Origin of the sequence: Actinomadura alba (assembly GCF_014323705.1) — a bacterium.
Classification (GTDB): domain Bacteria; phylum Actinomycetota; class Actinomycetes; order Streptosporangiales; family Streptosporangiaceae; genus Actinomadura_C; species Actinomadura_C alba.
Genome location: NZ_JABVEC010000027.1, coordinates 46,427 through 66,291 on the forward strand (window position 1 = coordinate 46,427; position 19,865 = coordinate 66,291).

Below are 19,865 nucleotides of genomic sequence, written 5' to 3' on the forward strand. Positions count from 1 at the left end.
TCTTTCCCTCAATCGGCATGGGGTAGAGCGGGAACCCCCCGCATCCTCGGTAAGTTGCACTAGAAGCATCTCGCTTTGGTCGTGCCCAACAGTGCGCGACGCCGTGGGAGCGAGCGCCACCATGAACGGAGCAGAGCCTTGACCTTCCGGACACCCGGTCTCAGGAGTGGGATCGGTACCGGCCGATCGCGACTGCTGCTGCCCGTGGCAGCGATCCTCGCGGTGGTCGTCGTGCTGTTCCTGGTCTTCACCTCGATCTGGACCGACCTGCTGTGGTACCGCTCCATCGGCTTCTCCTCGGTGTACTCCACCGAGCTGTGGACCCGTGTGCTGCTGTTCGTCAGTGCCGGCGTGCTCATGGGCCTGGTGGTCGGCGCCAACATGCTGATCGCCTACCGTCTGCGCCCGGCCTACCGCCCCCTGTCGGTCGAGCAGCAGGGCCTGGAGCGCTACCGGACGGCCGTGGACCCGCATCGCCGGCTGATCGCCATCGCGGTCGTCGGCGCGCTCGGGCTGCTCACCGGCACCTCGGCGGCCGGGCAGTGGCACATCTGGCTCGCCTTCTGGAACCGCACGTCCTTCGGCACGAAGGATCCGCAGTTCCACAAGGACGTCTCGTACTTCGTCTTCACCTACCCGTTCCTGCGGCTGCTGCTCGGTTACATTTTCGCAACGGTGATCCTGTCGATCGTCGTCGCCGTGATCGTGCATTACCTGTACGGGGGGCTGCGCCTGCAGGGGCCCGGCGACAAGGCCAGCCCGCCGGCGCGGGCGCACCTGTCGGTCCTGGTCGGCGTGTTCGTGCTCCTGAAGGCGGTCGCCTACTGGCTGGACCGGTACGGCCTGGCGCTGTCGGATCGCGGGGTGGTCACCGGACCGTCGTACACCGACGTCAACGCGGTGCTGCCGGCCAAGACGATCCTCGCGGTGATCGCCTTCATCTGCGCGGTGATGTTCTTCGTCAACATCGTGCGGCGCGGCATGATGCTGCCCGGCGTCGGCTTCGGCCTGCTCGTCCTCTCCGCCGTGCTGGTCGGCGGCGTCTACCCGCTGCTGATCCAGCAGTTCCAGGTACGCCCCAACGAGCTCGACAAGGAGTCGCCGTCCATCGCGCGCAACATCGCCGCGACGCGTACGGCGTACGGCGTCGACAAGGCGCAGGTGACGCCGTACGGCGCCCAGACCAAACCGTCGGAGGACCAGCTGCGCAGCGAGGCGGACACGGTCTCGGGCGTGCGGCTGCTCGACCCGCTGGTGGTCGGGCCGACGTTCCAGCAGCTCCAGCAGGTGCGGAACTTCTACCGGTTCCCCGACGTGCTCGACATCGACCGCTACCAGCTCGAGGGCGCCAGCCGGGACACCGTCGTGGCCGTGCGCGAGATCGAGGGAGCGCCCGAGGGCCGTCGCGGCTGGGTCAACGACCACCTCGTCTACACCCACGGGTACGGATTCGTCGGCGCGTCCGGCAACAAGATCACCGAGAGGGGCGAGCCGGACTTCGTCGAGAAGGACGTCCCGCCGACCGGTTCGCTCGGCAACTTCGAGCCGCGGATCTACTTCGGTGAGCGATCGCCCGTCTACTCCGTCGTCGGCGCGCCCGCCGGGGCGGCGCCCCGGGAACTGGACTATCCGGACGAGAGCCCGGCGGGCCAGCAGAACAACACCTACAAGGGCAACGGTGGCGTGCCGATCGGCTCGTTCTTCAACCGGCTGCTCTATTCGGTGAAGTTCCAGGAGAAGAACCTGCTGCTGTCCGGGGCGATCAACTCGGAATCGAAGATCCTCTACGACCGGACGCCGCGCGAGCGGGTGCAGCGCGTCGCGCCCTGGCTGACGCTCGACGGCGATCCCTATCCCGCCGTCGTGGGCGGCCGGGTCCTGTGGATCCTGGACGGCTACACGACCTCGGCCGGCTACCCGTACTCCGAGAAGATGAGCCTCGGGGACGCCACGCGCGACACGGTCACCGACACCCGCTCGGCCGTCGCCCGGCAGGCCAACGACCGGGTGAACTACATGCGCAACTCGGTCAAGGCCACCGTGGACGCCTATGACGGCACGGTCCGGCTGTACGCGTGGGACGACAAGGACCCCGTGCTGCGCACCTGGATGAAGGCGTTCAAGGGGGTCGTGCAGCCCAAGAGCGAGATCAGCCAGCAGCTGATGGCACACCTGCGCTACCCCGAGGACCTGTTCAAGGTGCAGCGCCGCATCCTGGCCCGCTACCACGTGCAGCAGCCGGGTGCCTTCTACAGCGGCCAGGACTTCTGGGAGGTCCCGCAGGACCCGACCAGCAGGGGCAAGACCACTCCGCCGTACTACCTGAGCCTCCGGATGCCCGGTGATCAGTCGCCCAAGTTCTCCCTGACCACGGCCTACAGCCCGCGCGGACGCCCCAACCTGGCCGCGTTCATGTCGGTCGACGCCACGCCAGGGTCGACGTACGGGCAGATGCGGGTGCTGGAACTGCCGCGCAACTCGCCCATCCAGGGGCCGGGGCAGGTGCAGAACACCTTCGAGGCGGACGCCAACGTCAAGGAGGTACTGAACCGGTTGCGGCTCGGCGGCACCCAGACGGTGCTCGGCAACCTGCTCACGCTGCCCTTCGGCGGCGGGCTGCTCTACGTCGAGCCGGTCTATGCCCAGGCGGCCGGCGGCACGGAACAGGAGCCGTACCCCATCCTCAGGCAGGTCCTGGTGATGTACGGCGGAGACGTGGGGACCGGTGCGACGCTGCAGGAGGCGTTGAACCAGATCTTCAAGGGCGGCACCGGTTCGGTGGCTCCGCCTCCGCCCGAGTCCGGATCGCCCGCCACGGGCCAGCAGGCCAGCCCCGAGGTCCAGCGCGCCATCTCCGACGCGCAGAAGGCCTTCACCGACGGCCAGGAGGCGATGAAGAAGAGCGACTGGACGGCGTACGGGCAGGCGCAGCAGCGGCTCAAGGAGGCCCTGGACCGGCTGGCGAGGGCACAGGCCGCCGCCGCGCGGCCTGCGGCGTCGGCCTCGCCGAGTCCGTCGGCCAGTCCCTCGGCGACGCCGGCCGGCTGAGCCGGCCCGGTCAGCGTGCACGCGCCCCCCGGCGGATCATTCGCCGGGGGGCGCGTTGCGTCGGCATTCGGGAAACGCGCGGCGGAGAGGCGCGTGGGGGCGCGGCGGCCGGCGATTTGCCTAAGGTCCAGGGTGCCCATAGAGTTGGGACATCGCCGCGGGGTGGAGCAGTTCGGTAGCTCGCTGGGCTCATAACCCAGAGGTCGCAGGTTCAAATCCTGCCCCCGCTACCAGAAGAGATCGAAAGGCCGGTTCCCGGATAATGGGAACCGGCCTTTCGGCGGTTCACACCCGGCGACCGTTCGCGCCCGGAATATGCGTGCCGTAATTCATCGGACAGAGGACGAACCCGGGCGCGGAACTTCGCGAACCGACGGAAATAGAAGAGGCCGCGTTGACGGTGCGGGAGTCCCGCGGGCGGCCGGCGAAGGCATCCGGAGATTCGGCCGGCGGTCGAACCGGCGTTGAGATTCGATTTGCGCAAGCCCCGGCAGCCCCATACAGTCATCTATGTCGCCGCGGGGTGGAGCAGTTCGGTAGCTCGCTGGGCTCATAACCCAGAGGTCGCAGGTTCAAATCCTGCCCCCGCTACCAAGTGACCGAAGGCCGGTACCAGATCCTGGTGCCGGCCTTCGGCGGCTTCAGACCGAGGCGAGGCCCTTCGGGCAGGGGGTGACCGGACGACTGTGCTGCGGGAAGGCGCTGGAGTTGGCGTGAATCGCCACGCTGACCAGTGAGGTGAGCAGCTCGACATCGCTGTCGCCGTCCAGGCGGACACGCACCCAGTCCTCGCTCGGATCCAGCAGCACCCGTCCGCTGTTCAGCAGCACCTCGTGCATGCGCTGGATCACGGGCCAGGTCAGGCAGAGTTCGGCCTCGTCAGAGGTGTGCAGATGCAGGATCTGCCGGTTGCTCAGCGCCAGCCCGCTGCCCTCGCCGCAGTCGACGCGGCACACGCTCAGAGCAGGCCAGCGGCGCAACTCGTCCACGACACGCTCGGCGAAGGAGATGCCGGCAGGGAGGGGAGTGCCCATGTCGCCATCGTTCAGGAGCAGGTCACTTGATCGATACCCGGCGTTCCAAATTGTTATCAATCATCCGTTGTCCAACTTCGGGGGTGATTCGGCGGGAATCCGGGGGCATTTCAGGGGCGGTGCCCGGCGCGGCTCACGAGTTCCCGGATCCGCTGGGGCCGGCCGGTGTCGGGGGCGAGCGGAGGCGTGTCCATCCCCGCGCCCGCGCGGAGGCCGTCCAGGAACTCGCTCACGGCGTCGAGCGCGCTGTGTCGGGGCGACCAGCCCAGTTCCCTGCGTGCGCGGGTGGTGTCCATGAGGGGCAGCCGCGACACCAGGTCGAGCAGGTCCGGCGAGGCCGGCACGAGCCGCAGGTGCCAGGCGGCCGCGAGGAGGCCGCGCACCGGCCACGTGGGCACGCGGACGGCCCTGGCGCCGAGGAGCCCGGCCAGGGCGGGGACGTCCAGGACCGGCTCGGCCGCGATGTTGAAGGGCCCGCTGACGTCCTTCATGAGGGCCAGGCGGAACGCCTCGGCGGCGTCGAGCGAGTGCAGCGCCTGGAACTCCACCGGCGGCGCCGGCAGGATCGGGACCAGACCGGGCCGTACGAGCGGGTTCGGCAGCAGCGGGCCGGCGAACAGCCGCCGTTGCTCGGAGGCGGCCTGCCCCTTGAAGACGAATCCGGGTCTCAGCCGTACCACCCTGCGGTCGGCGTGCTCGCGCTCGAACGTGTCGAGCACCCGTTCCAGATAGGCCTTCTCGCGAGAGTACGCGGCGGCCGGCCAGCCGTGGGTGGGCCAGGTCTCGTCGACCCTGCGGTCCTTCGGCCCGGGTGAATAGGCGCCCACGGACGAGGAGTACACGAGAGTGGGCACCCCGGCGTCGGCCACGGCCTGGAACACCCGGATGCCGCCGAGCACGTTGGAGTGCCAGGTGCGGATCGGGTCGTGCGTCGGCTGGAACCGCCAGGCCAGATGGACGACCGCGTCGGCGTTCCGGAAGTGCGGACCGAGGTCGTCGGTGGCGATGTCGGCCTCGGCCCACTCGGTCTTGCCGGGGTGCCAGTCCGGTCTGCGGCGGGCAAGGCCGAGCACCGAGGTGATCTGCCCGTCCCGGGACAGCGCCTCGACGAGGCTCGTGCCGATATTGCCGCTCGCTCCGACGATGACCACCCGCATGTCGCGGGGCTGCCCGCTGCTCTACCTCGGTAAACGCCCCATATGTTCTCGTTCGTCCCTGCTCCGGGGCGGGCGAGGGGCGGGTGGCGCTCAGCCGGTCATGGCGGGCGTGGCCCCTCCGGGCGTGCCCTCACCCGGGGAGCCGTGCTCGGTGAGGGCGGCGCGCAGTGCGGCGTGGGTCTCCGGTCCGGCACCGACCTCGTCCAGGCCCAGCAGTGCCGCGCCGAGGATCGGCGGGGCCTCGGCGACGACCAGGTCGGCGCGCGGGGCCCGCTCGGCGTAGCGCCGCTCGATCCCTCGCATCAGCAGCGGATGCCGTGCGGTGAGCACACCGCCGCCGAGCACCACCTCGGCCGGGCTCTCCAGCAGGCCGAGACGGCGTAGCGTGACCGTGCCGAGGGCGGTCACCTCGTCGGCCAGCCGGTCGACGACCGACAGGGCGACGGCATCGCCCTCGGCGGCCACGTCCAGCAGTACGGGCGTGAGCTCCATCAGCCGCCCGGAGGCCAGCTCGCCGCTGTGCAGGGCGAGCCCGACGTCGACGGCGGTGCCCACGCCGAAGTGACCGGCGACCGCCGCGGTGAGCGAGGTGCGCGGGCCCCGGCCGTCCTCGCCGCGGACGGCGTTCCACAGGGCCAGATCGCCGATCTGCATCCCGCCGCCCCAGTCACCGGTGTGCGGGCCGAGCGCGGGGAAGCGGGAGACCCGTCCGTCAGGCCCCACGCCGAGGCAGTTGATCCCGGCGCCGCAGACGACCGCGACGCCCCAGCCCTTCGAGGCGCCGGCCCGCAGGAGGGCGAACGTGTCGTTGCCGACCCGGACCGTACGGGACCATCCGCGTTCCCTCAGGGCCCTGGTCAGGCTCTCCTCCTCCTCGGGCAGGTCGGCGTTGGCGAGGTAGGCGGCCACATGGTCCACGGGGACGCCCGGCACGGCGCCCGCCTGGTCGAGCGCGGCGGCGACGGCCGAGGCGATCACGTCGACCGCCGCCTGCTGTCCGACCTCATGAGGCCGGAATCCGCCGCCGCGGAAGCCGGCGAGGACCCCGCCGTCCCGGGCCACTACCACGACGTCGGTCTTGCTGTTCCCTCCATCGATGGCGACGAGCAGAGGGGTGATCACAGGCACTCCGGTTCTCCTTCGGACGGCGGCTCAGCGAAAAGTGCTCGAGAAGACCTCGTCGCGGGCCTGGGCCAGCGCGAGGTGCAGCGCGCCGGCGAGGACCGGATTGCCTTCGACCGAGCTCAGCCGCAGACGGGGCCTCGGGATGGTCAGCGCGTGCAGCTCGCGTTCGATCAGAGCCCGCAACGGCTCACCACCGGCGTGCAGCACACCGCCGGAAAGGATGATCAGTTCGGGATCGAGCACCGCGGTCACGTTCGCGAGCGCGATACCGAGCCGGGCGGCCAGCTCGGCGAGCGCGGCGGCGGCTCGCGCGGCCTCGTCCGCCGCCTTCTCCGGCAGGCCGGCGGCGAGCGCACCACCGTCGAGCGTACGGCCGTCGGGCACACCGCCGTCGAGCGCGCCCCCGGCCGCGCGCTCGATGGACGCGCGCTCGATGGACGCGGCGGCCCGCTCGACGGTCTTGACGGCGTCGGTCCCCCTGAAGCCGTGCCCCCGCATCAGCTTCAGGACCGCCGGAGCCCCGGCCGCCAGTTGCATCCCGCCGGTGTGGGCGCGGCGAACGCCGCGCACGAGCGGAGCTCCGGCCAGCGGCATGTAACCGATCTCACCCGCTCCGCCGGTGGCGCCACGGTGCAGCCGCCCGCCGAGGACCGCCGCCATCCCGATCCCGTTGCCCACCCACAGCAGCACGAAGTCGCGGATCCCGGCCGCCTGCCCGTGGTCGAGCTCGGCCAGCGCGGCGAGATTGACGTCGTTCTCGATGGCCACCCGCAGGCCGAGCCCCTCGGCCATCCGGCCGGTGACGTCGGGGACATGCCAGCCGGGGATGTGGGCGGCGTAACCGAGCCGCCCGGTCGACGGGTCGACGGCGCCCTGGATCCCGATGACGACCCGGTTCAGCCGGTCGAGCTCCAGGCCTCCCGCCCGGGCAGCGCTGTCGACCGCGGCCCGGACGCGGCCGACGACGTCCTCGCCGGACCGGCCCGGGGTGCGCAGCGTGTGCTCGCCCACGACCGTGCCGAGGAGGTCGGCCACGGCGACCCTGATCCGTACGGGGGTGACGTCGAGGCCGGCGACATGGGCGGCGGACGGATCGATCCGGTACATCTCCGCGGTGCGCCCGGTGGACCCCCCCTTGATCCCGTCCTGTACGACCAGGCCGGCCTGCTCGAGCCGGGCGAGCAGCTGCGAGGCGGTCGGTTTGGACAACCCGGTCAACTCGCCGAGCCGCGGGCGGGTCAGCGCGCCGTGCGCGAGCAGCATCTCGAGCGCGGCGCGGTCGTTGATGGCGCGCAGGAGGCTCGGTGTGCCCGGGGTGGGCGGGGCCAACTCGGTCTCCCTCTCCGTCCGTCGCCGGGATCAGGGCGTCCACTGGTCGCCATCCGTGCTGATCTCACCTGCCGGGCCGGCCACCCGTCGGGAGCACCATTAGGAAAGTTCCCTAACTAAAGAAATGGGACCATCGCCGGTGCTCTCGCGTCAAGTGGGATGAGGGCGCAATCACACGTCACGGCGCGGCTCGGCATACTTCAGTCAGAAAGACATCCGACCTTCGGGAGGCGCGAGGCGATGGCGGTCACCGACGAGGCGATCGAAAAGATCAAAGAGATGATCGTCTCCGGCAGCCTGCGCCCGGGGCAGCGGCTGCCCCGGGAGGCCGACCTGGCGGCACAGCTCGGCCTGTCCCGCAACTCCCTGCGCGAGGCGGTCAAGGCTCTGTCGCTGATCCGGGTGCTCGACGTACGGCAGGGCGACGGCACGTATGTGACGAGCCTGGAGCCGAGCCTGCTGCTCGACGCGCTGAGCTTCGTCGTCGACGTGCACCACGACGCCACCGTGCTCGAGTTCTTCGAGGTGCGACGGTTCCTCGAGCCCCGGGCGGCGGCGCTCGCGGCGACCCGGATCGGCGAGGACGAGGTGGCGGCGCTGCGCGGCCACCTGTCGCTCGTCTCGGCCGATTCCACGTACGAGGAACTCGTCGCCAACGATCTGGAGTTCCACCGCCGGATCGCCGTCGCGTCGGGCAACTCCGTGCTGTGCTCGTTGCTCGAAAGCCTGGCCGGCCCGACCATGCGCGGCCGGATCTGGCGCGGGCTGACGCAGGAGGGCGCCTGGGAGCGGACGCACTCCGAGCACCACGCGATCCTCGACGCGATCGCCGATGGGCAGCCCGACGTGGCCAGGGCCTGGGCCGAGGTGCACGTGGCCGGTGTCGAGCAGTGGCTCAGGAAGGCCCTCTGACGTCAGGGAGCGACGCGGCCCGCAGCCGGGCCCGGCTTCGTCGCGCAGGCACGGATCAGCCGAAGGAGATCACGCGGAAATGAGCACGCAGTGAGCACCGTACGGTTCGACTACTCGGGCGAGCGGGTCCTGGTGACGGGTGCGGCGGGCATGATCGGGCGCGCTCTCGTCAGCGGCTTCGCCGAGGCCGGGGCCGACGTGCTGGCGGTCGACCGCGACGCCGACGGACTGCGGGTCTTCAGGGGGCGGCCACGGATCATCACGTTGGCCGGTGACCTGGCCCGGGAGGACTTCGCCGACGAAGTGTTCGCCCAGGCCGAGCGCGCGGGCGGGTTGCACGTCCTCGTGAACAACGCCGCCATCACCGGGCACCGCACGCCACTGATCGACATCGGAGCGGGCCAGTGGGACGAGGTCATCTCGGCCAACCTCCGCTCGGTCTACCTGCTGTCCGTACGGGCGGCACGGCACTGGCGCGACGGCGGCCGGGGCGGCGTCATCATCAGCCTGTCCTCGCCCGGCGCCTTCCGCGCGCACGAGAACCAGAGCGCCTACGACGTCGCCAAGGCCGGTATCGAGGCGCTCACCAGATCGATCGCGGTCGAGCTCGGCGGGGCCGGAATCCGCGCGGTGTGCATAGCGCCGGCGAGCGTGGTCGCGGACGTCCGGGCCGCCGCCGATCTGCCGACCGGACGCACCACCCGGCCCGACGAGGTGGCCGACGCGGCGCTGTTCCTGGGCTCATCGGCGGCCGGCCAGTTCAACGGCAGCACGCTGCTGCTCGACGGCGGCCTGCTCGCGCGGCTCCGTACCGACCCGACCCAGGAACAGGCGACGCACCAGCTCAGAGATCGATGATCACCGGGACCTAAGTCCCCGCCGCGGAGGGCCTCGCGCCCCTGGTCATGGGGGGCGCGCAGCGGGCAGGCTGGTCGGGAACGCAGCCGTACCGCGCCTCTCCGGGAGTCGTCATGCCGATGTTCGTCGGCACCTCCGGCTGGCAGTACGCCGACTGGCGCGGCGTGCTCTACCCGGCCGGTCTGCCCCAGCGGCTCTGGCTGGAGCAGTACACCGAATGCTTCGACACGGTCGAGAACAACAACGCCTTCTACCGGCTGCCGACCCACGAGATCTTCGAGAGCTGGCGCGACCGGACCTCGTCCACGTTCGTGATGGCGGTGAAGGCGAGCCGCTACCTCACCCATGTCAAGCGGCTGAAGGAGCCCGAGGAGCCGGTCGGACGCCTGCTGCGCGCGGCGACCGGCCTCGGCGCCAAGCTCGGGCCGATCCTCGTGCAGCTTCCGCCCACACTGCAGGCCGAGCCGGACCGGCTCACCGCGTGCCTGCGCTGCTTCCCCACGGGAATCCGGGTGGCCGTCGAGCCGCGGCACCCCTCATGGTGGACCGAGGACGTACGCGCGCGGCTGACGCGGTGCGGTGCCGCGCTGTGCTGGTCCGACCGCCTCGGCCGCCCCCTCACGCCGCTGTGGCCGACCACCGACTGGGGATACGTACGGTTCCACGAGGGCACAGCGCGGCCCCGGCCGAGCTATGGCGACCAGGCCCTGCGCGGCTGGCTGCGGCGGATCTGCGCGAACTGGGACGACGACCAGGACGTGTTCGTCTACTTCAACAACGACGCCGGCGGCGCCGCCGTGCGCGATGCCGCCCGCTTCGCCGAGCTCGCCCGCGGCGCGGGGCGCAGTGTCCGCCGTACGCCCACCCTGCGGCACGACGGCACCGCCGCGCCCGCCGCTCCGGCGGCTGCGGACGGCGGTTGAGCGCCGCGTTCGACCGGACGCGGCGGGGTCAACCGGGGGAGCCACGCCTCCCGCTGAGATGGCGGGCGGGGACGGCCCGAGGGGACGGCCGGCGGGCCGGACCGTCTCCGGGCGGGTGGCTCCTCAGTACCTTGACGACGACGTCTCCGTCGACGGTCTCCTCTTCGAGCAGCGTCGCCGCGAGCCGGTCGAGCGCGTTGCGATGTGCGTCGAGCAGGCCGGTGGCGCGGTGCTCGGCGAGGCGGAGGAGGCCGGCGACCTCGGCGTCGATGAGTTCCTGGGTGTGCTCGGAATAGGGCAGCCGCAACGGGGTGTCCTGGGGCGCCTCGCCGAGGTCGTGCGGGGTCGTGGAGCCGTACCCCACGGGGCCGAGCGCGGTGGACAGGCCGAACTCGCGCACCATGCGACCGGCGATGTGCGTCGCCCCTGCGAGGTCGTTGGCCGCCCCGGTGGACCCCTGGCCGAACACCACCAGCTCGGCCGCCCGGCCGCCGAGCCGTACGGTCAGCAGGTCGAGCAGGTAGGCCTCGCTGTAGAGGTGCCGTTCCGCCTCGGGAAGCTGCTCGGTCACGCCGAGCGCCACGCCCGCCGGCAGGATCGTCACCTTGGCGACCGGATCGGCGTGTTCGCAGAGCGCGGCGAGCAGCGCGTGCCCGGACTCGTGCACGGCCACCGCGTTCCGTTCGTCGGGCAGCAGTGCGTTGGAGGCCTCCCGGCGGCCCAGCAGCACCCGGTCGCGGGCCTGGTCGAGGTCGCGGGCGTTGATGACGATCCGGTCGGCGCGCACCGCGTTGATGGCCGCCTCGTTCACGAGGTTGGCCAGGTCGGCGCCGGAGAAGCCCGGCGTGCCACGGGCGAGCACGTCCAGATCCACGTCCCGCGCCACGTGCTTGCCCTTGGCGTGCGCAGCCATGATCGCGGCCCGTTCGGCCTGATTCGGCAGCGGTACGGTCACCTGGCGGTCGAACCGGCCCGGGCGCAGCAACGCGGCGTCCAGGGATTCGGGCCGGTTGGTGGCGGCGAGGATCACGATGCCACTGCCCTGGTCGAAGCCGTCCATCTCGGCGAGCAGCTGGTTGAGGGTCTGCTCCCGCTCCTCGTGCCCGCCCAGCCCGACGCCACCGCGCTTGCCGCCGATGGCGTCGATCTCGTCGATGAAGATGATCGACGGGGCCCGTTTGCGCGCGTCGTCGAACATGTCGCGGACCCTGGAGGCGCCCACGCCGACGAACATCTCGACGAAGGCCGAGCCGGTGACGGACAGGAACGCCACCTCGGCCTCGCCCGCGACGGCGCGGGCCATCAGCGTCTTGCCGGTGCCGGGCGGCCCGACCATGATCACGCCTCGGGGTGGCTTGGCCCCCGCCGCCGCGTAGCGCTCGGGATCGCGCAGGAAGTCCACCATCTCGGTGACCTCCTGCTTGACGCCGTCGTAGCCCGCGACGTCGGTGAACCGGGTGGTCGGCCGCTCCGCTTCGATGATCTTGGCTTTGGATCGGCCGAACCCGCCGATGCCGCCCGCCAACGACTGCTGTGCATGCCGGCCGGCCCACATGAACAGCCCGAAGATGAAGATCAACGGGAGCAGCGTGGCGAGCACCGTGGTCCATGAGCCCGCACTCTGGGTCGCGGCGACCTGGACGTGCCGGGCCTCCAGCCGCTGCGCGAGCTGGGTGTTCCCGAGCGCGGTCGGGATCTGACTGGTGAACCTCCTGCCGTCGGTCAGCGTCCCGCGCACGCTGCCCTTCTCGTCGATCGTCACCGACCGCACCTGACCGGCGTTCACCTTGGCCACCAGGTCGCTGTAGGTGGACCTCTGCTGCGCGGGGGCGGAGAACAGGGCCGGCCCGATCAGCAGGAAGAACGTCGTGACGAGTGCCATGGGCAGCAACCAGCGCTGCCATGGCGGAGTCGGACGCTCCGGCGAAGGAGGTGGCTGCTCCTGTGGAGGCCCCGGCCTGGTCGGCCCCATCGCGTGCCGAGGCGGGAGCCGTACCCGGCTGATCATCGCCGCCCGGACCACGTCGTTACGAGATGTGATGCGCTCATATGCCGTCCCCCGGTGGGCCCGTGCCGGCGGTTCGGCCGGTCTCGCCTGCCATGGGCGGGCCCTAGGTCCTCGCCGGCACAGGCGCCGCGAGTGCGCGCGCTCGCGGCCTGGGCGACTGGACGCCTCGCGCCGGCCATGAAAAGACCCGCGAGGCGGTTTCCCTTCGCCGGCATTGTCCGGATCAGGTGATAGGGGTCGCCGTAGGACCTTTCGGTCTTCCGGCCTCTCAGCCCTTCCGTCGGACTCCTTCGTCGGAGTCGGCTCCATTGGAGGTTGTCCGCTCGGAGCTCCCCCGCTCGTCTCGCAGGCCTAGTTCAGATGCTCGTTCGGCAGTGTGATCACCATCAGGGTCGAAGGTCCCCGGCAAACGGGACCAACAGCCCAAAACCGCATCACCGCAAGTTCGAGGTCCGCCAGGTGCTCGGGCCCGAGGACTTCGGCCTCGGCGCCTGCCCTAGCCGAATCGGGCAGATCGAGACGGTTTCGGCGGATTCACCTACTGATTCGGACCTCGGGATGGTCACGCTCCGTTGATGCAACGTGACCTATGCCTGATCCGGCAGGCGAGTATTTTCACAGAGCGTCAAATTGTGATGACCATACGTGCGAAATCTGGGAAAGCCTGAAGACAAGGTCATAGACGCACGGTGATGGGGTGATCGTGGTGACGGCGACTCCGGTGATCAGCGGGGACCCGTGGGACGTCCGCGTCGGCGGTTTCCCCGCGTGGCCGTTACCGCTCGACGCTACGGGAGCGGGAATCGCGCGATCGCTGGTGCGCACGGTGTTCGGCGTGCTGGGCATGCCGGCGGAGCTCACGTACGACACCACGCTCGTCATCTCGGAGCTGGCCACGAACGCCTACGTGCACGCGTACGGCGGTGGGCGGTCCGCGGGGGCGCCGGCGGGATCCCCGGAGATGTGGGTGTACGTGCGCTGGGGCGCGCGGCCCGAAGTCGTCCTGAAGATCTTCGACTCCGGACCGTGGCGCGGGCCGTTCACGGATGGGCTCTCCCGGCCGCCGCCCACCGCGGAGAGCGGACGGGGACTGGAGGTGGCACACGCGTTGACGGCCGTACATGGCGGTCAGTGGGGGATGCACCGGACCTGGTCGCGACTCGGTGCCCGCCCCGTGGTGGGCAAGGCGGTGTTCGTCACCGTGCCGCTGCCGTCCACCTGCCTGGCCGCGATGACGCCGAGCCATGGCTCAGCGCGTGAAGTGGCCGAACGGTTGCAGCGCATGTTCGAGATCCGGGGGATGGCCCGGGTGCAGCGAACCGACGGCCATGGCATGGCCGTGATCTGTGTACGGGCCGGCGTGCACGTGTGGGTCCGGGACGACGGGATCTCCTACCGCGTGCCCGGCAACGGCCGCGCGGGTCTCGGGCTGTGCGACGTCGTCGAAGCGGCCGAGCGGATCGTCGGTCACTGCGCCGACCTCGACGCCGTGACGGGGAAGGGCGTTGCCAGCTGACCAGGGACGTGGTGGCCCGGCGAAGAGAGCGTCGACCGAGGCGGCGGCGGGTCTCTGCCACCCCGGTGCAACAAACCGTCCCGGGATTCTTTCGTACAAAACTAGAGGGTGATGAACTCCAGGCCGCGGTCCTTCAACCGGGGGACCACCTTGCGCAGGGAGCTGAGGGTCTGCGAGCGGTCGCCCCCGCCGTCGTGGCAGAGCAGGATGTCCCCGCCCTTGCCGCGCAACAGCGAGCGCGTGATGCGCTCGGCACCCGGGCGGGACCAGTCACGGGGATCGATGTCCCAGTCGATCGGCAGCATGCCGTACCTGGCCGCCGTCCTCATCACGGTCGGCGACCAGTTGCCGCCCGGCGCGCGGAAGAGCGTGGGCGTGGTCCCACCGACGTCCTGAATGCGGCGGTGGGCATCCCTGATCTCCTTCTCGACGCCACGTGCGGACAGCCGCGAGAACGACACCGGATGGTGCATGGTGTGGTTGGCGACCTGATGGCCCGCCGCCACGATCTCACGGAGCAACTCGGGGAATCGGCGGACCTCCATCCCGATCACACAGAATGTCGCCTTGACGTCGTGGCGGTCGAGCAGCGCGAGGACTTTCGGCGTCCACTCCCGGCTGGGGCCGTCATCGATGGTGAGCGCGATCGAGCGCGCGGGAGCGTCCGGACGGATGTCATGGATCTTGAACGCGGGAGTGCGCCGCGCGGGGATCGGAGTCGGCGTGGGCCTGGGCTTCCTCGTCACCGAGTGCGCCGGCCGGGGACTCGGCACCGGAAGTGCGGAGGACTGCCGCGGGTCGGCCGGGGGAGCGTCGCCGCGGAGGAGCGCCGAGCTCGTGACGCTCACCCCGAAGGCGCCCAAAGCCCCTAGCCCCAGGGCCTGCCGACGACTCAAGTCGGTAGGAAGATCCATGTGCTCACCCTATGAGCCAGGGCCCTCCGTCGCCGGGCGGGAGGCGAACTGAGGGCCTACGGATTGCCAAGTGACAGTTCTTCTTGTCGAATGCACCATGTGGGGGTGACGATCTCGCGAGACGACCTCGGACGGCTCGTCACGCTGCCCGGTGAGGTCCGCCGGGTGGTGTCGCTGGTGCCGTCGCTCACCGAGTCGGTGGCCGTCACCGCCCCGGGCGTGCTCGTGGGCGCGACCGACTGGTGCGTGCATCCGGCCGATCTCGACGTCGTACGGGTGGGCGGCACGAAGAACCCCGACGTCGAACGGATCCGGCTCCTGCGGCCCGACGTGGTGCTGGCCAACGAGGAGGAGAACCGCGCCGCGGACCTCGACGCGCTGCGCGCCGCCGGGATCGCGGTGTGGGTGACGGTGATCCGCGACCTGGGCGAGGCGCTCGTCTCGCTGCGGCGCATGCTCACCGAGGTCTGCGGGCGGCCTCATCCGCCGTGGCTGGCCGAGGCCGAGCGGGCCTGGAACCGGCCGGCGACGCGAGCCCGGTGCACCGCCGTGGTGCCGATCTGGCGGCGGCCGTGGATGGTGCTCGGCCGCGACACCTTCGCCGGAGACGTGCTCGCTCGCCTGGGCGTCGACAACCTGTTCGCCGGCCATTCCGAGCGCTACCCGAAGGTGGCGCTGAGCGACCTGCGCGCCGCCCGCCCGGACCTCGTCGTGCTGCCCGACGAGCCCTACCGCTTCACCGGTGAGGACGGCCCCGAGTGCTTTCCCGGCCTTGACGTCGCCCTGGTCAGCGGGCGCCATCTGACCTGGTACGGCCCGTCGCTCGCCGAGGCGCCGGCCATCCTGGCGCGGGCGCTGCGCGAGCCCGTACGGCAGTCGTGAGCCGACCTGATCCGCCACCGGTCGAGGCGACCGGTCGAGACCTCCGGGTTCAGTCGCGCCGCCGGCGGCGGTCCAGGAAGGCCGTCATCCGGTCATGCTTGTCCTGGTCGGTGAAGAGCACCGCCTGGGCGAGCATCTCCACGGCGGGATGTGCGGCGTCCGGGGCGTCGATGGCGAGCTTGGTCAGGCGCAGCGCGAGCGGCGCCTGGGCGGCGAGCCGGTCGCACAGTTCGTGCGCGGCGCTCATCAGGTCGGCCGGTTCCGGCACGGCGTGGACGAGCCCAGCCGAGTGCGCCTCGGCGGCGGTGAGCCTGCGGCCCGCCATGAGAATGTCCTTGGCGAGCGACTCGCCCACCAGCCGCGGCAGCCGGTAGGCCGCGCCGGCGCCGGCGACGATGCCCAGGCCGACCTCGGGCTGGCCGAAGACGGCGCGCGGCGTGGCCAGCCGGAAGTCGCAGGCGTAGGCCAGCTCGGCGCCCCCGCCGAGCGCCCAGCCGTCGATCGCGGCGACGGTCGGCATCGGCACCCGGCGGAGCCGCTCGAACAGCCGGAGGTTGATCCCTTCGAGCGCCTCCGCGACCCCTCGGTCGCGCAGCTCGGCGATGTCGGCGCCCCCGGCGAAGACGCCCTCCTGACCGGTCACGATCGCGAGCCGGGGGTGCTCCTCCAGCTCGGCGCACACGTCGTGCAGCGCGTCGATCATGGCCCGGTCGAGCGCGTTGCGCCGCTCCGGCCGGTTCAGCGTGACGACGAGGCGGTCCTCGCGGGTGCGGTCCAACTCGATCAGATCGCTCATGCGCCGTCCCTCCGCCCGGCGTCGCCGCCGACGTTCGCCGGTCCCCGGCCCTCGGTGTTCCAGTCATAGAAGCCGCGGCCGGTCTTCCGGCCCAGGTGCCCCTGCTCGACCAGGCGGACCAGCACGTCCGGCGGAGTGAACCGCGGGCCGAGCGCTTCGGTCAGGTGGCGGGCTATGTCGAGGCGCACGTCGAGCCCCACCAGGTCGGTGAGGCGCAGCGGCCCCATGGGGTGGCGGTAGCCGAGCTCCATGGCCCGGTCGATGTCGGCGGCCTCGGCGACGCCCTCCTCGAGCATCCGCATCGCCTCGAGGCCGATCGCGACGCCCAGCCGGCTCGTGGCGAAGCCCGGCGCGTCCCGCACGACGATCGACTCCTTGCCGAACGCGCCGACGAGCTCGCGGGCGGCGTCGAGCGTCTCGTCGCCGGTGCGCTCGCCCACCACGATCTCGACCAGGGGCATGGACCACACCGGGTTGAAGAAGTGCAGGCCGAGGAAGTGCTCTGGCCGTTGGAGCGTGCTGCCGAGCCCGGTCACCGACAGACCGGAGGTGTTGGTGGCGAGGATCCGCGGCCGCAGCAGCTCCATCGCGGCCAGCACCTCGCGCTTCAGGCCGAGGCGTTCGGGTACCGCCTCGATCGCCGCCCAGGGCTCTGGTGCGGTGTCCGCGATGTTCGATACGTGGGTGACGCGCGTGGGCAGGTCCTCGGCGACGGCGGGGTCGAGGCGTCCCTTGGCGGCGGCCTTGCGCGCCGCGGCACCGATGTCGCGTACCGCCGCGACGGCTCGTGGCCGGTCCGGCTCGACCAGGGTGACCATGTGGCCGGCCAGCGCGAGGACGTAGGCGATCCCGGTGCCCATCGTCCCGCCGCCGACCACGACCGCGCGGGGCTCGGAATCGGTCATCCGTTCTCCTTCATCCCAGAGGTTCGCGGATCCCAGTATCCCTGTCGATATCCCGGTCCCGGTCGGTGGAGCCCGCCCGGCGCGCGCGGCGGGCGCGCGACAGGGCACGCGCTCGCCGCGTTCCGGCCGCGGCGAACGCGATGACGGCGAACGCGACGGCCACCCACCCGATCCCGATCCGCTCCAGCCATCCGGAGACGGCGCCCTGCACCGCGGTCGTGGCGGCCACGACCGGGTCGTCGGCCGGCGCGCCCGAGTTGACCCGCCACTCGTACCAGCCGTAATAGGAGACATAGACGCCGGCGACCACCAGCAGCGCTCCACTGGCCCGGGAGACATGCGGCAGCAACCGCCGTGCCCGGGCGACCGCCGCCTCGCGCGCCAGCGCGACCATCATGGACAGCAGCCCGACGACCAGCCCCATACCGGCTCCGTACGCCACGAACGCGCTGAGGCCGGCGAGCGGGTTCCCGGTTCCGGAGACGATCCCGGTGACCGCGAGGAACGGCGCCACGGTGCACGAGAGCGACGCCACCGCGTAGGAGGCGCCGTAGCCGTACAGCGCGGCGGGCGAACCGGACGGGCCGCCGGTGCGCAGCAGCGGAAGCCGCAGCACCAGCTCGTGACCGGCCAGCAGCCGGCCGCCCAGCACCGTGAGGGCGATCCCCACGACCACCGTCATCCAGGGGAGGTACGCGTGGATCGACGTCGTCAACGCCGATACCACGAGGCCGAACAGCCCGAAGACGGTGACGAACCCCGCGGTCATCAGCGCCGACAGCCGCAGTGCCCGCCAGACCCCGCCCGCTCCGGGGTCGGCGACCAGGAGCACGAGGTACGAGGGCAGCAACGCGAATCCGCAGGGGTTGAACGCCGCGACGAGGCCGGCCGCCAGCGCAAGCGCGATCTCGTCCATGGGGTGTACCTATCCGCCCGCGAGCGCGCGCACGCGTCGTTCCAGTGCCGATTCGCTGAGCGGCCCGGAGTCGCGCGTGATGCGCCCGGCCCTGGTCATGAACACGTACGACGACTGCGAGGCCACCTCGAAGTGGGTGTAGAGCCGGCCAGTGCGGTCGTCGAGCTGGGTGATGTCCTCGGTACCGGTCCGGGAGACGAAGCGGCGCATCTGCTCCCTGCTCTTGTCCAGCCCGGCGACCCCGACGAAGGCGACCCTGTCGCCGTACCTCTCGGCGACCTCGGCGACACCCGGCCCCTCGGCGGCGCACTTGGCGCACCACGGTGCCCAGAACCAGAACACCACCGGCCGTTCGGCCAGATCCGAGCCGGTGAAGGGCCTGCCGTCCAGAGTCGTCCCCTCGAACTTCAGCCGCGCGGGCAACGCGCGCAGCCGCCCGTCTCCGGAGCTCTGCGTCGCGGATCCCTCGACCGGTCCGGGCGAAGCGGGTGCAGACCGCCCGGTCGCCGCCCCGCCGTCCGTTTCGCTGCCGCCGCAGCCGGTCGCGAGAAGAGCGGCTGCGGCCATCGTCATGGCGACCTTCTTCATGAGGCCACGGTAATGGCAGGACCCCTTCCGAAACCTTACGGACTGAGAACCCTCGGTGTGATGACGGCGTGCACAAGGCACGGCACGGCCATCATCGGCCGGTGGCGATGGCGCGCACGCGCTGTTCGAGCCCCGCCTGGCCGAGCTGCCCCGACTCGCGCGTGGCCGTGCCGTCGAGGGTCATGAACACGAACGAGGGCACGCTGCTCACCCGGAAATGCGCGAACAACCTGCCGGTGCTGTCGTCGAGCTGGGGCATGTCACCGGTGCCGACACCGGTACGGGCGACGAAGTGCCGCATCTGGTTCCGGTTGTCGCCGAGCCCGGCGACTCCGACGAAGGCGACGCGGTCGCCGTACTTCCTGACCACCGCGGCCACGTGCGGCGCCTCGGCGACGCAATTGGGACACCACGGCGCCCAGAACCAGAACACCACGGGGCGTTCGGCGAGGTTCGAGCCGGTGAACGGTCTGCCGTCCAGCGTCCTTCCCTCGAATCTCAGCTCCGGAGGCAGGCTGCGCAGCCGCCTTCCGGCGGCCCGGTCACCCGGCCGCTCCCCGGTGTCGGCCGGAACCGACGAGGCGGCTCGGGTGTGCATCGCCGGGTCCGAGCCGCCCTCGGCGCAGCCGGCGCCGAGGAACGTCGCTCCGGCCATCGCCAGGATGAGCGTGGTCGCCAGCGTGTGACACGAACTTTTCGGCACGGTGAGGATCCGATCATTGTCCGGCGCGTTCGTCGTTTCCGCGCGTCAGTCGTTCTCGACGGTCACGTGACGTCGCGAGTGGTCGCGCACTGTCACGGACATGTGAGAGGAGATGTCCCCTCCATAGGTCGTCGTCAACCGGTCTGGTCCGATCAAAACCCGAGGTGGCGGCGTTCGTGTCCGCTTTGCAGGGGGAGGTACACAATGGCGGGCCCGGAGGGGCCGGGCCGCACGGGGAGGTACGAACTATG

The 19,865-nt window shown here is 71.2% G+C and carries 17 protein-coding genes and 2 tRNA genes; 8 read left to right on the plus strand and 11 right to left on the minus strand.

The features are described from left to right. Nucleotides 1-138 precede the first annotated feature (138 nt). The 3 genes from HKK74_RS28690 (at nucleotide 139) to HKK74_RS28700 (ending at nucleotide 3,642) form a co-directional block, all read left to right on the plus strand. Nucleotides 139-3,048 carry a UPF0182 family membrane protein gene (locus HKK74_RS28690; RefSeq protein WP_187246494.1) on the plus strand — a complete coding sequence of 970 codons (2,910 nt, stop codon included), beginning with the start codon at nucleotides 139-141 and terminating at the stop codon, nucleotides 3,046-3,048. 156 nt (nucleotides 3,049-3,204) lie between these two features. Next, nucleotides 3,205-3,281, plus strand: a tRNA-Met gene (locus HKK74_RS28695). Nucleotides 3,282-3,565: 284 nt separating this feature from the next. Beyond that, nucleotides 3,566-3,642: transfer RNA gene (locus HKK74_RS28700), tRNA-Met, on the plus strand. A gap of 47 nt (nucleotides 3,643-3,689) precedes the next feature. Here the strand turns inward: HKK74_RS28700 and HKK74_RS28705 are convergent. From HKK74_RS28705 to HKK74_RS28720, 4 genes are all read right to left on the minus strand, one after another. Further along, on the minus strand, nucleotides 3,690-4,082 hold the full coding sequence (locus HKK74_RS28705) for a luciferase domain-containing protein (RefSeq protein WP_187246495.1): 393 nt from the start codon (nucleotides 4,080-4,082) through the stop codon (nucleotides 3,690-3,692). 110 nt (nucleotides 4,083-4,192) lie between these two features. After that, on the minus strand, nucleotides 4,193-5,239 hold the full coding sequence (locus HKK74_RS28710; RefSeq protein ID WP_187246496.1) for an NAD-dependent epimerase/dehydratase family protein: 1,047 nt from the start codon (nucleotides 5,237-5,239) through the stop codon (nucleotides 4,193-4,195). Between the two features lie 90 nt (nucleotides 5,240-5,329). After that, on the minus strand, nucleotides 5,330-6,367 hold the full coding sequence (locus HKK74_RS28715; RefSeq protein ID WP_312881875.1) for an N-acetylglucosamine kinase: 1,038 nt from the start codon (nucleotides 6,365-6,367) through the stop codon (nucleotides 5,330-5,332). Between the two features lie 24 nt (nucleotides 6,368-6,391). Beyond that, nucleotides 6,392-7,693 (minus strand): ROK family transcriptional regulator, encoded by a 1,302-nt coding sequence (locus HKK74_RS28720; RefSeq protein WP_187246497.1) that lies wholly within the window; start codon nucleotides 7,691-7,693, stop codon nucleotides 6,392-6,394. 240 nt (nucleotides 7,694-7,933) lie between these two features. Between HKK74_RS28720 and HKK74_RS28725 the strand changes: the two genes are divergently transcribed. From HKK74_RS28725 to HKK74_RS28735, 3 genes are all read left to right on the plus strand, one after another. Then, nucleotides 7,934-8,605: a FadR/GntR family transcriptional regulator gene (locus tag HKK74_RS28725; RefSeq protein WP_187246498.1), complete on the plus strand. Its 672-nt coding sequence runs from the start codon at nucleotides 7,934-7,936 to the stop codon at nucleotides 8,603-8,605. Between the two features lie 90 nt (nucleotides 8,606-8,695). Further along, complete coding sequence (locus tag HKK74_RS28730; protein WP_187246499.1) at nucleotides 8,696-9,463, plus strand: SDR family NAD(P)-dependent oxidoreductase; 768 nt, start codon at nucleotides 8,696-8,698, stop codon at nucleotides 9,461-9,463. 113 nt (nucleotides 9,464-9,576) lie between these two features. After that, nucleotides 9,577-10,386, plus strand: coding sequence for a DUF72 domain-containing protein (locus HKK74_RS28735; RefSeq protein WP_187246500.1), 810 nt, complete (start codon nucleotides 9,577-9,579; stop codon nucleotides 10,384-10,386). Between the two features lie 28 nt (nucleotides 10,387-10,414). Here HKK74_RS28735 and ftsH read toward each other — a convergent pair whose 3' ends face one another. After that, nucleotides 10,415-12,268: an ATP-dependent zinc metalloprotease FtsH gene (ftsH, locus tag HKK74_RS28740; RefSeq protein ID WP_246492079.1), complete on the minus strand. Its 1,854-nt coding sequence runs from the start codon at nucleotides 12,266-12,268 to the stop codon at nucleotides 10,415-10,417. An 823-nt stretch (nucleotides 12,269-13,091) separates the two neighbouring features. Here ftsH and HKK74_RS28745 point away from each other — a divergent pair. Beyond that, on the plus strand, nucleotides 13,092-13,910 hold the full coding sequence (locus HKK74_RS28745; protein ID WP_187246501.1) for an ATP-binding protein: 819 nt from the start codon (nucleotides 13,092-13,094) through the stop codon (nucleotides 13,908-13,910). A 101-nt stretch (nucleotides 13,911-14,011) separates the two neighbouring features. On the opposite strand, the gene HKK74_RS28750 is transcribed toward HKK74_RS28745, so the two are convergent. Continuing rightward, the gene (locus tag HKK74_RS28750; protein WP_187246502.1) at nucleotides 14,012-14,824 is read right to left on the minus strand and encodes a polysaccharide deacetylase family protein; all 813 of its coding nucleotides are present in this window, start codon (nucleotides 14,822-14,824) and stop codon (nucleotides 14,012-14,014) included. A 90-nt stretch (nucleotides 14,825-14,914) separates the two neighbouring features. Between HKK74_RS28750 and HKK74_RS28755 the strand changes: the two genes are divergently transcribed. Continuing rightward, on the plus strand, nucleotides 14,915-15,706 hold the full coding sequence (locus HKK74_RS28755; RefSeq protein ID WP_222722842.1) for a helical backbone metal receptor: 792 nt from the start codon (nucleotides 14,915-14,917) through the stop codon (nucleotides 15,704-15,706). A 49-nt stretch (nucleotides 15,707-15,755) separates the two neighbouring features. On the opposite strand, the gene HKK74_RS28760 is transcribed toward HKK74_RS28755, so the two are convergent. The 5 genes from HKK74_RS28760 to HKK74_RS28780 all read right to left on the minus strand — a co-directional run bounded on the left by HKK74_RS28760 (nucleotide 15,756) and on the right by HKK74_RS28780 (nucleotide 19,614). Continuing rightward, complete coding sequence (locus HKK74_RS28760) at nucleotides 15,756-16,502, minus strand: enoyl-CoA hydratase/isomerase family protein (RefSeq protein ID WP_187246503.1); 747 nt, start codon at nucleotides 16,500-16,502, stop codon at nucleotides 15,756-15,758. Beyond that, on the minus strand, nucleotides 16,499-17,407 hold the full coding sequence (locus tag HKK74_RS28765) for a 3-hydroxyacyl-CoA dehydrogenase family protein (protein ID WP_187246504.1): 909 nt from the start codon (nucleotides 17,405-17,407) through the stop codon (nucleotides 16,499-16,501). The genes HKK74_RS28760 and HKK74_RS28765 overlap by 4 nt, the downstream gene beginning before the upstream one ends. Before the next feature lie 10 nt (nucleotides 17,408-17,417). Next, nucleotides 17,418-18,323 carry a cytochrome c biogenesis CcdA family protein gene (locus tag HKK74_RS28770; RefSeq protein WP_187246505.1) on the minus strand — a complete coding sequence of 302 codons (906 nt, stop codon included), beginning with the start codon at nucleotides 18,321-18,323 and terminating at the stop codon, nucleotides 17,418-17,420. A 9-nt stretch (nucleotides 18,324-18,332) separates the two neighbouring features. Further along, the gene (locus tag HKK74_RS28775; RefSeq protein WP_187246506.1) at nucleotides 18,333-18,911 is read right to left on the minus strand and encodes a TlpA family protein disulfide reductase; all 579 of its coding nucleotides are present in this window, start codon (nucleotides 18,909-18,911) and stop codon (nucleotides 18,333-18,335) included. A gap of 91 nt (nucleotides 18,912-19,002) precedes the next feature. Then, nucleotides 19,003-19,614, minus strand: a complete 612-nt coding sequence (locus tag HKK74_RS28780; protein ID WP_222722843.1) for a TlpA family protein disulfide reductase — start codon at nucleotides 19,612-19,614, stop codon at nucleotides 19,003-19,005. Nucleotides 19,615-19,865: the final 251 nt, after the last annotated feature.

What these genes read in the sequence shown, in the direction of transcription:
- ftsH (WP_246492079.1), bottom strand. Translation starts at nt 12,268, where the DNA reads ATGGCACTCGTCACGACGTTCTTCCTGCTGATCGGGCCGGCCCTGTTC.
- HKK74_RS28735 (WP_187246500.1), top strand. Translation starts at nt 9,577, where the DNA reads ATGCCGATGTTCGTCGGCACCTCCGGCTGGCAGTACGCCGACTGGCGC.
- HKK74_RS28760 (WP_187246503.1), bottom strand. Translation starts at nt 16,502, where the DNA reads ATGAGCGATCTGATCGAGTTGGACCGCACCCGCGAGGACCGCCTCGTC.
- HKK74_RS28725 (WP_187246498.1), top strand. Translation starts at nt 7,934, where the DNA reads ATGGCGGTCACCGACGAGGCGATCGAAAAGATCAAAGAGATGATCGTC.
- HKK74_RS28750 (WP_187246502.1), bottom strand. Translation starts at nt 14,824, where the DNA reads ATGGATCTTCCTACCGACTTGAGTCGTCGGCAGGCCCTGGGGCTAGGG.
- HKK74_RS28710 (WP_187246496.1), bottom strand. Translation starts at nt 5,239, where the DNA reads ATGCGGGTGGTCATCGTCGGAGCGAGCGGCAATATCGGCACGAGCCTC.
- HKK74_RS28770 (WP_187246505.1), bottom strand. Translation starts at nt 18,323, where the DNA reads ATGGACGAGATCGCGCTTGCGCTGGCGGCCGGCCTCGTCGCGGCGTTC.
- HKK74_RS28765 (WP_187246504.1), bottom strand. Translation starts at nt 17,407, where the DNA reads ATGACCGATTCCGAGCCCCGCGCGGTCGTGGTCGGCGGCGGGACGATG.
- HKK74_RS28775 (WP_187246506.1), bottom strand. Translation starts at nt 18,911, where the DNA reads ATGAAGAAGGTCGCCATGACGATGGCCGCAGCCGCTCTTCTCGCGACC.
- HKK74_RS28705 (WP_187246495.1), bottom strand. Translation starts at nt 4,082, where the DNA reads ATGGGCACTCCCCTCCCTGCCGGCATCTCCTTCGCCGAGCGTGTCGTG.
- HKK74_RS28755 (WP_222722842.1), top strand. Translation starts at nt 14,915, where the DNA reads ATGCACCATGTGGGGGTGACGATCTCGCGAGACGACCTCGGACGGCTC.